The sequence below is a fragment of the Lactobacillus sp. VURO6/B1 (VP7) genome (assembly GCF_058139575.1).
The window spans coordinates 55823-67118 of sequence record NZ_JBVOWJ010000013.1; the positions used below are offsets into that span (position 1 = coordinate 55823).

Here is an 11296-nt window from a genome sequence, read left to right on the forward strand (position 1 = left end):
TTGATATAATCCAACAACACAATAATAAACGTGGCGAATGCCAACATTATTTGTAATGCCTGGTAAACGCTCATTGACTGCTTCTCTTTCTAAAAGATTTCGTGCCATAGGCACCATCTCCTTTCCGGATCAACAGCCAACCGCCCTCAAAACAATTTGCTTGAATTCTAAATTAATTATAACAAATACTGTTTGCATATTGAATAAAAGAAGAGCCAGATAATTAACTAAACGGCTTGGTGTAAATAACTTTCACTCACCTTCACCTTATTAACTTAGTATTAAACTGTTTGAAAACCTATTCAAAGACAGGCTATTATTCTATACTGTATGTAAGGTATTTAATCAATTTTTGAGGTGATTACATGAAATTAAATAAAAAGTTCGTTTATGCTTCCATAGCAAGCATTCTTGCTATTAGTCCTATGCTACCCGCAGTAATGCCAAGCAATACAGAAGTATTAGCTGCTAAGACTGATACTCTTACGTTAAATCATAATTCTTATGTTTATACGGCTCAGGGCAAGCGCACCTATTATAACGGTAAGAAGACTATACGTATGGGCACCACTGTAAACGGTAGTGCCAAAACAACTTCAATTAATGGTAAAAGCTACTATCCTTTAACCGGTGGTGCCTACGTTAAGGCCGCTAATGTTGGTGTTGTTAACAAACAGGTACAAGATGGAAACTTGGAGCTCAATTACAATTCTTACGTCTATGATAAGAATGGCAAGCGTTTGGGGAAATTCCGTGGTAGTAAAAAGAATACGCATTTGCGCAAAGGCACCCCTTTGAAATACTCTGGCTCTGTAGAAAAAATTGACCGGAATAGCAAACAGTATTTCCTAGTCAATGATGACAACTATAATCAGTCATGGCTCCCTTATAAAAAAATCGGTGGTAAATATTACTACAATATTGGAGCCGGTGGCTATGTTAATGCGGCCAATGTTGGGCAGATAGATAATAAACCACTTTACACAACTGATGTAAGTGTGAAAGTTAATACAACTAGTGCTATACGGGTTGGCACCGGTAAAGAGCGTACAAGTATTAAACCTGGAGAAAAGGTCAAAGTTGATCGCGTCTCTCAAGTATTGTCTGGACCATCATACAGAGCTAGTTATCGCATAAGCGGAACAAAGACAGGTTTTTTCGCCACATCTATAGTAAATAAAAAGCCAAGACAGCAGCTTCTAAACTATACATATTATACTTATGTTTCTGCCAGCAAGAATACTGATGCTTATGATGCCAACGGACAGGCTCGTTCAAACCTAACGGCAATAAACGGTGCAACTACTTCTTTTGCTAAAGGCACTTTCATACCCGTTGATGAGGTACTATACATTTGGAATAACAAGGAAAACAAGGCTGAGTTATATTACCACCTTGCTCCAAATACAACTGTGAGTGACATTTCTCTCCAGACAATTAACAAAGACAGTATGACTTTTGTTAAAGCAGCTGACAGCAAATTTGTTTCTGGACCATTGTTAAAGCCTGTTAATACAGTAGATGAAGCCAAAACAGATGCCAAGGCAGCTACTGAAACTGATAAACAAGACTTGCAAAAAGCAATCAATCAAGATGAAAAAGTTAAAGCAAGTGAGAATTATCAGCAATACAGACATGAAACATATGATGCAGCTTTAGCATATGCAAAGCAAATTAATAGTTCAAATACAGCCAGCCTGCAAGAGGTTAAACAAATTACACTCACCTTAAAGAATCAACAGAATAGTTGGTTTCTTCCAGCCGATGAATTAAAAGTTAATAGTGAGTTAGTACTAACGAAACCATTGTAAAGGCTTTTTACTCTGTTTAATAGATTTCAATTAAGGATTAACTTCCGATATTTAACGAAGTTAGTCCTTTTTGTTTTGTCCTGGTTCTTTTTTGACTGCAATTTTTTTATAACTATCACTTGCTATTTACAATAAAAACAGAAATTAACCTTATGATCTGATATAGATTGTGATCTCCAAAATTAGAAGAAGTTTATATCCACCTAATAGGCTATTTGTTTAATTTTAGGTTGGTTTTTAGATTATTTTGACTTTTAATTATTTATCTGCCTATAATTTATCTATTAATCACAGGCTAGTTATATTAATATGTAATTTTATTTGTAAGGACTTACTTATGGCAAATAATCAGAATAACGAAAAAAATGAGAAGACAAAACAATTTTATGATTTTTTAAAATATACAATAGTCTTATTTGCGATTTTTATTTTAATTAATTTTTTATTGACAAAATATTTGATAGTTAAATGTTCCGTGTCTGGCATCTCGATGCAACCAACTTTTGAAAATCAAGAAAGAGTTTTAGCTAATCGCAATAGCAAATTGAAACGAAATGAAATTGTCATTTTAAAGGCTCCGGATGAACGTAATTCCTTTTATATAAAAAGAATTATAGGATTACCAGGTGAAACTATTACTGGAAAAAATAATAAGATTTACGTTAATGGCAAAAAAATAAATCAAGACTATTTAAAACCAGGATTTAAGCTGACGGATAATGAAGACGGTTTTTATGGTACAAAATATTCTTACACTGCTGACTTTTCAATTCGTTCTTTAGCAAGAACAAAAGAATATAAAAGTATTTATTCCCCTTCTCAATTAAAAGAAATGAAAAGTACTAACAAAGTTCCCAAAGGTTCGTATTTTGTAATGGGAGATCATAGGAGCGTTTCAAAAGATAGTCGTTATATAGGAGCAATCCCTAAAAGTAAAATTGAAGGTGTTGTCAAGTATCGCTATTGGCCACTTAACAGAATCAAAGCTTATTAAAAAGGATTAAGTCCAAATTTAGGACTTAATCCTTTTTCCTTTCACCTTTTATAACTCTGCTAATCGTTTTTCATCTAAATGAAACATAACCATACAATAAAATAATAATATTGCAGTCATAAACACCACCACATAGATGTTAGTCATAATTCCAGGGAGTTCACGTAAGAAATCAGCAGGTGAATAACTTATGAAATATGGCAAACGGATAGTTGCATTCATTAATAATAAAACTATTTGCAAAACTAAACCTGTACACATGGCAGCAAACTTATTTTTAATCCACAAAGAAGTAACCATTGCGAATACAGAAAATAATCCACCCCAAAGAGAAGAAAATATAATTGACAAAATAGCGTGGACAAATGGATGGGAATAATAAAGGGAGACAAACAGCATAGTAAAATTCCTAGCACCAATATTAATATTAAGTAAGTTATCGGGCTTAACATTAGGTAATATCATAAACCAAGATAAGAAGTTAAACAGTAAAGGAACAGCAATTACAATAAAGCCGGTCATAAATGCGATTTCTAGGTATCCTAACAAGATTTGTTTAATGGACTTCCCCATCTTTAATTTATAAAAATAGCCGTTGGTAAAATCTTCTTTTAATAATGTACTGGCAGGTAAACTCGCTATTAAAGGTAACAAGATAAAAAATATAGTAGGTACAAAAGTAAAACCATCTATTGACATCCACATAGTATAAGGTGAGTTTGTCGCAAGAATATTTTTAGACGCAGAAACAGCACATTGTACAACGCTAATACTTATTCCTATTGCCAATGCTAAAAACAACCATAATTTATTTAAACGTGACCACAAAAATTTCATTTTATCCTCTCTATTCTAGCAGAAGCGAATATTTGACATAGTGCTTCTTAGCTGGTACCAAGAAACTGAAACGTAATTTTTGATTACGCATGTCATATGAATAGCGCGGAATAGTAAAGTCCATTGTAAAAGGCTGCTTGCCATGCTCCAATGCTTTATAAGGATTAATACTGTGGTGGCTTTTGTCATACAACTTTACCGAGGGATTGCTTGTACCATAAGGATTATTTAGATACATATTTTCTATAAAATTAGGATTGTTTTTTCTCTCGCCATAGAATGGCTGACCAGTTTGACGTATATGAAATTTAACTTTGGCTTGTACAGCGTCTTTATTTTTCTTAACTGCAGCTTCATGAACAATAAAGTTAACGTGATAGGCTTTTACCAATTCATTTTTGCGAAAAAGCTGTTCTTTAGTCACACCATACTGCTGAGGATGGGCGTTTACCTGGTTGTAGCGATAAAAGCCCACGCAGCCAACTACAATTATTATTACCACGAAGAAGCTCCATAATAATTTTTTATTTTTCATGATTAATTGTTCCTTCTTGTACATATAGCTTTTGCGTGGCGACTTTGTTTACAAATTCATGATCATGCGAAGCAATAACAAAGGTTGAACCTTTATGGTTATATCCATCAATCAATCTGATTAATTTACCAATACTTTCATGATCCAGCGCATTGGTGGGTTCATCCAGAACAATTAACGGATAGGCTCCAAGAAAAGCCTGTGCAATTCCTAATTTCTGCTTCATCCCCAGTGAAAATTTCTTAACTTTTTGTTTAGGGAACCTGGTTAAATCAAAGTACGCCAATAAATCATTAATCTGCTTTTCTTGAATATCCGGATCTAATTTCGCTAATAGTTCTAAATTTTTATAAGCAGTAAATTCTTCTATTAAACTGGGATTTTCAATTAAAATTCCCGCTTTAATTGGATAAGGCTCTTGGACCTTCATCTTCTTACCATTAACTATGACTTCCCCACTGGTATTTATTAAACCTAAAATTGCTTTTAAGATTAACGTTTTACCAGAACCATTTATTCCTTCTAAAACAGTGATACTGCCTTCTGGAATATCTGCACTAACATCATGCAATAGTGGCCGTCTTTTCACTATTTTTCCTACTTGCTTTAATTCAATAAAACTCATTTTTTGCTCCTTAATCTACACTAAAGAAATGGTCAATGATTCCATAAACAATCACCATAATCAAAGTTGCCAGCAATAATAATAAAAAGCCAGGGAAATTAAATCTCATAATTATCAAGTTATTTAAAGGATTTAATTGCCATTTTAAAAGAGATGTCATTATCAAAAGTGAAGCTGGAATAATCAGACCCAGTGCTGAATTAAACTTTCCAATTGTACCTTGCAAAAGAAGCGTCAGATATATTCCTAAAAAATTGTTTATGAAAAGTAGTGGGATCGCCTGCCAGTCAGTTAAATCAAAAAAAGACAAAGAGGGCAATTTAAATAAAGCCGTAACAAGCAACATAACTAAAAGTGTAACAAACACATAGGCAAAAGCTATTACTCCCATTAACAACATAGTGACAACAGTAAAATTTTTCGGTGGAATTTGTAATCCTCTTAGGTGCATAATGGTAGTTTGCCAAAGCAGTTTAAAGCTATTTAGCACAATCAGCAGCGGTATTAAGAAATAGACCAGCCATAAAATAAAATTAAAAGATGCGCCTTGACTGGTATCAGCAAAGAAAAGATTAAATATAGAAGTATGTGAACTATTAATTAGCTGCGTACTGAGAAAAATAATTGAAAAGCAGATCAAACTTAGCCAGCAAATAAAACGGAAGCGAATTATTTGCCATAAATATAGTAATTGATTCCAAAACAGACGTTTCATAAAGACCTTCTTTTTAAGAGTGAGGGTAGCCGCAACAATAAAGATAAATTAATTTGACTATTATAGATAGCCAATTTTTATTTCTTATTTTTTAATTATCGTTTAATTCTATACATTAATAGTATCATTTTAGTATTGTTAAAAATAGTAGAATTAAACTTTTAATAATCCAGCTCACTATAACGATCAGTAATTAAATAGACGATTAGCATTAATAGCGTTGTAACTAGTAACAACAGAATATTGTTTTTATTGACCCGCAGCAACATTAAACTATTGAGCGGATTATATTTCCAAGTGGTATAAATGGTGATAATACACAGGCTAAAAGGAATAATTATACCCAATGGAGCATTGAAGCGACCGATAGTGGTTTGAATTATCAACAAGAGAAATATTCCTAAAAAATTGATAATAAACAATACTAATAAAGCTGGTAATCCGTGAAATTGTAATAGTTTAAAACGTCTTAGCCAAGAAAAATCAGTCACTAAAGCCATAATTCCTTCTGTTAGTACCACATAAATGAGGGTGATCAATCCCATTAACCCAACATTAACTACAGCGAAACTTAATGGTGAATATCGCAGCCCTCGCAATTGCATTCCTCTTACTTGCCACAATTGTTTAAAACCGCTTAAGACTATTAATAGCGGTACCACAAAATAAACAAACCAAAAAACAGGCAAAATAACTTGGCGTGATTTAACAGCGTTAAAGTCAACACCTATGAAAAAAAGAGGTACTATAGCAGAATTCGGCATTAATTTCAACATCAGTATTACAAAGTTTATTAAGCCTAACCAAAAAAGAAAGCGTGCTTTTATTAGTTGCCACAAAAATAAAAATTGGTCCCAAAATAAATGTACAAGAGATGCTTTTGAGTCTACCGCTTTAGAATGCAATTGTTCTCTCCTTATTTGTTTACACTTGCACTAGTCAAAAATGAAATAGCTTACACCAATATTACCACTTGTATAGAATTAAAAAAATACTATTAAATTTGGCAGTACAACTTTAATAGTGTTTTTATTATATCTAGACATACAAAAGAGCTTCCTAATTATTATTGAGAGCGCTAAAATAACTTTAACTCATAAAGCAATAAATATAAGAAAGGAATTTTCATGATTAGAAAATGTGAAGTTGCTGACAGTCCAGCTATTCAAAAAATCAATCAAATTGAACTAGGTTATGATTATCCTGTAGAAAAAACGGCTGCCAACATTAAAAGGCTGCTAAATGATCCTGCGCATCATTATCTCTGGGTCTTTGAAGATGATAGTACCAAAAAAGTTGAAGGTTATTTGCATGCAGAAGTTTTTGAAGAAACCTATTTTGACCCCATGTTCAACGTTTTAGCTTTGGCCGTAGATTCTTCTGTGCAAAAGAAAGGCATTGGTAGTCAACTTATGCATACTTTGGAAAAACAGGCTAAAAATTTAGGCATGAAAGAAATTAGGTTAAATTCAGGAGAATCACGTTTAGGTGCTCATAAATTTTACGAAAAACTGGGCTATACCAGCAATAAAATGCAGAAAAGATTTGGTAAAAAGTTGGATTAACAACTTAATAATATAGCACTTTAATTTAAAATATTTTCCAAACAAAAACCCGCCTTATCTACATGATCAAAGACGGGTTTTTATAACATGAATTTTTATTAATTATATTAGCATTTGCGTGATTTCCAAAACTACTGGTACAACTATTACGAATAAAACTGTTGAAGTAGTCACAACGTTGGTAGCGTATTGCACATCCCCGTGCGATTCACCCACTAAGATTGGCAAAACTGCCAAAGCAGGAGTAGCTGATTGCACAACTAAGGTTTGTTTAGCTAGACCTGTCAAGGATGGCAGCCAATTTGCACCAACAACAATTAAAAGCATCATTAAAGCCGGTACTAAGATAAAGCGGCCAAGCAATGCCCAAATGGTATCGAGGTCAAGGTGGATTGACTTCAAACCGGCATCTGCCAATATAATACCAATATAAATCAGTGACATCGGCGTGACGATGCCCCCAACCATGCTTAACACAGCCGTAATCCAACTAGGAATTGGTACTTCAACTAATAAGCAAATTAAGGCAATTAGAAAACCAACTAATGGTGCTGGCAACAATTTTTTCCAGTTGAATTTTTGTTGCTTTCCCTTTTGCTCAGTTGGGTCATCGCTAGAAATGAAGAAGACACCAATTGCCCAGGTAGAAACCGTATTTAACACATAATAAATTAAAAAGTACGGCATACTTTTTTGTCCAAATAAGGCAATATTTAATGGTAAACCAATAAAAATGGTATTGGCATTCGTAATGGCGTTAATAAAAGTACCTCGGCGGCCTTTGCGGATCCGCAGAAGCTTACATAATATCCATGCGAACAAATAACTTAAAGCAAAACAGATAATGGCATAGATCAGGCCACCTGTTAAGCCAAATAATTTTTGCCTGTTTAAATATTTTAAGACGGAAACAAAAATTGAAGCTGGTAAAGCAATATTCATAATTAAATAGGAAATATTGCCTTTAAACTGATCACCCAGTTTGCCACTGGTGCGTAGCCAATACCCTAAAGCAATTACAAGTAACAGCTCAACTACGCTAGTTAATGAAGTAATAAAGGCTTGCATTTATTCTCACTCCTGCTCATCTGCGTACTCTGGTGCCCAGCGAAGTGCTGCCACAGCTTTTTCACCATCTTGAAAATCATTTTGATTGAGGTGATCGGCAATTGCCTTGTTAGCCACAGCTTTTGCTACAGTTTGAGAAAAGACATTTAGTTTTTCAACTGGTGGCAAAACTGCTGCACCTGGTTTACTTGAATCAACAATGCCGCCAAGTGAGTGGGCCGCTACACTAATCATTTCATCACTTAAAATCTTAGCATTAACTGCCAGAGCGCCAAGACCAAGTCCTGGGTAGACCAAAGCATTGTTGGCTTGTCCAATTTCATACTTAGTGCCCTCATAATCAACTGGAGCAGCAGGAATACCAGTAGCTACTAAAGCCTTGCCTTTAGTCCAATGAATTAAATCTTCTGCTTTTGCCTCCGCTAATTGAGTTGGATTTGACAATGGGAAAATAATTGGCCGGTCGGTATGGGAAGCCATTTCCGTTACAATATCCTGAGTGAAAGCACCTGAACGGGTTGAAGTTCCCACTAAAATATCAGGGTGAACTGCCTGTACCACACTCTTTAGATCTTTGAGCTGGTCAGCATTGCTAAATTCAGAACGTTTTCTGACAAATGGTTTCTGAGCAGGTGTTAGTTCAGGAGTATCTTCAAAAAGCAGACCTTGTTTATCTACTAAGTAGAAATGCTTACGTGCTTCTTCAGGTTGCAAACCTGCTTGCAACATCTCAGCATAGACTTGCTCAACTATTCCCGTACCAGCAGTACCAGCACCAAAACAGACATACTTTTGGTCTGTTAATTTCTGACCACTAATCTTCAATGCTCCGAGAATTCCGGCCAAAACAATGACACCGGTACCTTGAATATCATCATTAAAGGTTAAAATATGATCACGATACTGTTTTAAAATATTATCAGCATTATCCCTGCCAAAATCTTCAAAATGTAAATATAGTCCCGGAAATAATTTTTCTACAGTTTGCACAAAGCGATCAACAAATTGATAATATGGTTCACCATTTACGCGACGCTGATGATTGCCTAAGTAGAGCGAATCATTAAGTAATTTGTCATTATTAGTGCCAACATCTAGCACTACTGGCAATACACACGCCGGGTCAAGACCGGCCGCAGCCGTATAAACCATCAATTTGCCAACAGAAATATCAACTCCTTGTGTGCCCCAGTCACCGATTCCTAAAATTTCTTCACCGTCAGTAACCACGATTAGTTTTATATCACGGCCATCAGCCGCGTTTTTCAAACTGTCTTCGATTTGATCAGGTTCATTAATTGACAGAAATGCGGCATATTGCGGATTAACAAACAAATGACTGTAATTTTCGATAGTTTCAGCTATCGTAGGATCATACACAATCGGCATAAATTCGGTAACATGCTCACTGAAGACCTTAAAAAACAACACGCGATTAGTATTAAAAACGGTCATCAAAAAAATGCGCTTTTCCAAATTAGTTGATTTTTCCTGATACTGCAGGTAAACTTCCCGCGCCTGCTCTTCTAATGACTGCACCTTAGGCGGCAACATCCCTGCCAGCTGATACTTTTCTCGCTGCTCTTCTGTAAAAGCAGTACCTTTGTTTAAAAATGGGTCATTCAACCTATCTTGTCCTGTTTTAGCCATTTTTTCACTCTCCGTCTATTTAATTATTATTAGCACGTACTATATGATTAGACTATAACCAGCATGTAAAAAGTGCAATAAATTAAACTTATATTAACAGCATATAGTATATAATATGCGCTTAAATATAGTTTTTATTAAAAATTGTGCAAATAAAAAAACCAGTTCAAGTTAATGAATTGGTTTTTTATTCTATATAATAATTAATAAGCTGCTTTATGCCTGGTAGCGTGACTCACCATTTAAATAAGTTTCACTTAAAGTCATGTCAGGGTTTAATACTAAGAAATCAGCATCTTTATCAGGTGCAATTGAACCACATTTATCGAGTACGTGCGCACTCTTAGCCGGAACATAAGAAGCCATCATAACAGCTTCTTCAGGAGTAGCAACATTCCAGTCAACAACATTCTTGACCGCAGTCTTTAATTGCAAAATACTGCCGGCTAAATTATTGCCACCTTTCAAACGAGCCATGCCCTCTTTAACATAAACAGGTAATTCACCTAACATATAGTCACCGTCAGGCATCATGCCAGCTTCCATACAATCTGTGATTAAACAAATGTGTTCGGCACCTTTAAGCTGAACCAATGCCCGCACCATTTCTTTTTGAACATGGTGACCGTCACAGATCAATTCATCTGTAACATTATGCAGAGCCATCGCAGCGTTAGAAATTGATGTATCATGGTGTGAAGGATCAGGCATTCCGTTAAAAGTATGAGTAAACATTGTTGCACCAGCTTCAACACCGGCTTTAGCTTCTTCAAAGTCAGCACTCGAGTGCCCCAAAGAAACAACTACACCCTCTTTAACAGCAGCACGGATAAATTCCCGGGCATCTTTTCTCTCAGGCGCAAGAGATATTTTATTCAGCAGCCCTTTAGATTCTTCACGCCACTCATTAAATTGATTAATATCAGGATCAATCAAATATTTAGGGTTTTCTGCACCAGCATGTTCTGCAGTAAAGTATGGTCCTTCAAAATGCAACCCTTGAATTTTAGCACCAGTTTCTTCACCTTTATGGGCGCCAAACATCTGGCAAATTTTGCTTAATGTATCTGCACCGGCAGTATAAGTCGTTGGCAGCCAGCTGGTAACGCCAGACCGTAAAAAGCCTTCTGACAGGCGGTTTATTCCTGCCCAATCACTTTTCATCACGTCTTCTTTTAGTGAACCATGTACATGTGTGTCAACCAGTCCTGGTGCAATCCATTTGCCTTTATAATCTACTATTTTGCCTTCAGGTTTTTGATCTTCAGTATAGTAAAAGCCAAACTTGCCGTCATCTTGAACTTCTAAGTAACCACCTTGTTCTGTCACATTTTCAAGAAAGAATTTATCTGCATGAATATAATAAGTCATAATATTTTTGCCTTTCTTTTTAAAATAACCTCGTATTTATAGCTTAATTTTAGCTTAATCAACTGGTATTTACCAGTTCAATTTCAAATAGTACAGAAACTTTTTATTTTTTAGTTATAATAGTG

At 35.0% G+C, this 11296-nt stretch carries 12 protein-coding genes; 3 read left to right on the top strand and 9 right to left on the bottom strand.

What is annotated here, in order from left to right:
- A partial coding sequence (locus ACZ2M0_RS08290) for a putative holin-like toxin (RefSeq protein WP_490059155.1) occupies positions 1-74 on the bottom strand: 74 nt, incomplete at its 3' end.
- A gap of 291 nt (positions 75-365) precedes the next feature.
- On the opposite strand from ACZ2M0_RS08290, the gene ACZ2M0_RS08295 reads away from it, so the two are divergent.
- Positions 366-1811 carry an SLAP domain-containing protein gene (locus tag ACZ2M0_RS08295; RefSeq protein ID WP_490059129.1) on the top strand — a complete coding sequence of 482 codons (1446 nt, stop codon included), beginning with the start codon at positions 366-368 and terminating at the stop codon, positions 1809-1811.
- A 337-nt stretch (positions 1812-2148) separates the two neighbouring features.
- Entirely contained in the window at positions 2149-2805 is a 657-nt protein-coding gene (gene lepB, locus ACZ2M0_RS08300; RefSeq protein WP_490059130.1) for a signal peptidase I, read from the top strand.
- 48 nt (positions 2806-2853) lie between these two features.
- Here the strand turns inward: lepB and ACZ2M0_RS08305 are convergent, their stop codons facing one another.
- From ACZ2M0_RS08305 to ACZ2M0_RS08325, 5 genes are all read right to left on the bottom strand, one after another.
- The gene (locus ACZ2M0_RS08305) at positions 2854-3642 is read right to left on the bottom strand and encodes a hypothetical protein (RefSeq protein WP_490059131.1); all 789 of its coding nucleotides are present in this window, start codon (positions 3640-3642) and stop codon (positions 2854-2856) included.
- Positions 3643-3652: 10 nt separating this feature from the next.
- Positions 3653-4177, bottom strand: a complete 525-nt coding sequence (locus tag ACZ2M0_RS08310) for a hypothetical protein (protein ID WP_490059132.1) — start codon at positions 4175-4177, stop codon at positions 3653-3655.
- Positions 4167-4802: an ATP-binding cassette domain-containing protein gene (locus ACZ2M0_RS08315; protein ID WP_490059133.1), complete on the bottom strand. Its 636-nt coding sequence runs from the start codon at positions 4800-4802 to the stop codon at positions 4167-4169. The genes ACZ2M0_RS08310 and ACZ2M0_RS08315 overlap by 11 nt, the downstream gene beginning before the upstream one ends.
- Positions 4803-4812: 10 nt before the next feature.
- A complete protein-coding gene (locus ACZ2M0_RS08320; protein WP_490059134.1) occupies positions 4813-5517 on the bottom strand; it encodes a hypothetical protein in 705 nt (234 codons plus the stop codon).
- A 161-nt stretch (positions 5518-5678) separates the two neighbouring features.
- Positions 5679-6281, bottom strand: coding sequence for a rhodopsin (locus ACZ2M0_RS08325; RefSeq protein WP_490059135.1), 603 nt, complete (start codon positions 6279-6281; stop codon positions 5679-5681).
- A gap of 363 nt (positions 6282-6644) precedes the next feature.
- On the opposite strand from ACZ2M0_RS08325, the gene ACZ2M0_RS08330 reads away from it, so the two are divergent.
- The gene (locus ACZ2M0_RS08330; RefSeq protein WP_045928715.1) at positions 6645-7082 is read left to right on the top strand and encodes a GNAT family N-acetyltransferase; all 438 of its coding nucleotides are present in this window, start codon (positions 6645-6647) and stop codon (positions 7080-7082) included.
- A 102-nt stretch (positions 7083-7184) separates the two neighbouring features.
- Here ACZ2M0_RS08330 and ACZ2M0_RS08335 read toward each other — a convergent pair whose 3' ends face one another.
- The 3 genes from ACZ2M0_RS08335 to nagA all read right to left on the bottom strand — a co-directional run bounded on the left by ACZ2M0_RS08335 (position 7185) and on the right by nagA (position 11171).
- Entirely contained in the window at positions 7185-8150 is a 966-nt protein-coding gene (locus ACZ2M0_RS08335) for an AEC family transporter (protein WP_490059136.1), read from the bottom strand.
- 6 nt (positions 8151-8156) lie between these two features.
- Complete coding sequence (locus tag ACZ2M0_RS08340) at positions 8157-9800, bottom strand: malolactic enzyme (protein WP_490059137.1); 1644 nt, start codon at positions 9798-9800, stop codon at positions 8157-8159.
- Between the two features lie 216 nt (positions 9801-10016).
- The gene (gene nagA / locus ACZ2M0_RS08345; RefSeq protein WP_187154067.1) at positions 10017-11171 is read right to left on the bottom strand and encodes an N-acetylglucosamine-6-phosphate deacetylase; all 1155 of its coding nucleotides are present in this window, start codon (positions 11169-11171) and stop codon (positions 10017-10019) included.
- Positions 11172-11296 lie beyond the last annotated feature (125 nt).

What these genes read in the sequence shown, in the direction of transcription:
- ACZ2M0_RS08295 (WP_490059129.1), top strand. Translation starts at nt 366, where the DNA reads ATGAAATTAAATAAAAAGTTCGTTTATGCTTCCATAGCAAGCATTCTT.
- nagA (WP_187154067.1), bottom strand. Translation starts at nt 11,171, where the DNA reads ATGACTTATTATATTCATGCAGATAAATTCTTTCTTGAAAATGTGACA.
- ACZ2M0_RS08310 (WP_490059132.1), bottom strand. Translation starts at nt 4,177, where the DNA reads ATGAAAAATAAAAAATTATTATGGAGCTTCTTCGTGGTAATAATAATT.
- ACZ2M0_RS08315 (WP_490059133.1), bottom strand. Translation starts at nt 4,802, where the DNA reads ATGAGTTTTATTGAATTAAAGCAAGTAGGAAAAATAGTGAAAAGACGG.
- ACZ2M0_RS08305 (WP_490059131.1), bottom strand. Translation starts at nt 3,642, where the DNA reads ATGAAATTTTTGTGGTCACGTTTAAATAAATTATGGTTGTTTTTAGCA.
- ACZ2M0_RS08335 (WP_490059136.1), bottom strand. Translation starts at nt 8,150, where the DNA reads ATGCAAGCCTTTATTACTTCATTAACTAGCGTAGTTGAGCTGTTACTT.
- ACZ2M0_RS08330 (WP_045928715.1), top strand. Translation starts at nt 6,645, where the DNA reads ATGATTAGAAAATGTGAAGTTGCTGACAGTCCAGCTATTCAAAAAATC.
- ACZ2M0_RS08320 (WP_490059134.1), bottom strand. Translation starts at nt 5,517, where the DNA reads ATGAAACGTCTGTTTTGGAATCAATTACTATATTTATGGCAAATAATT.
- ACZ2M0_RS08325 (WP_490059135.1), bottom strand. Translation starts at nt 6,281, where the DNA reads ATGCCGAATTCTGCTATAGTACCTCTTTTTTTCATAGGTGTTGACTTT.
- lepB (WP_490059130.1), top strand. Translation starts at nt 2,149, where the DNA reads ATGGCAAATAATCAGAATAACGAAAAAAATGAGAAGACAAAACAATTT.
- ACZ2M0_RS08340 (WP_490059137.1), bottom strand. Translation starts at nt 9,800, where the DNA reads ATGGCTAAAACAGGACAAGATAGGTTGAATGACCCATTTTTAAACAAA.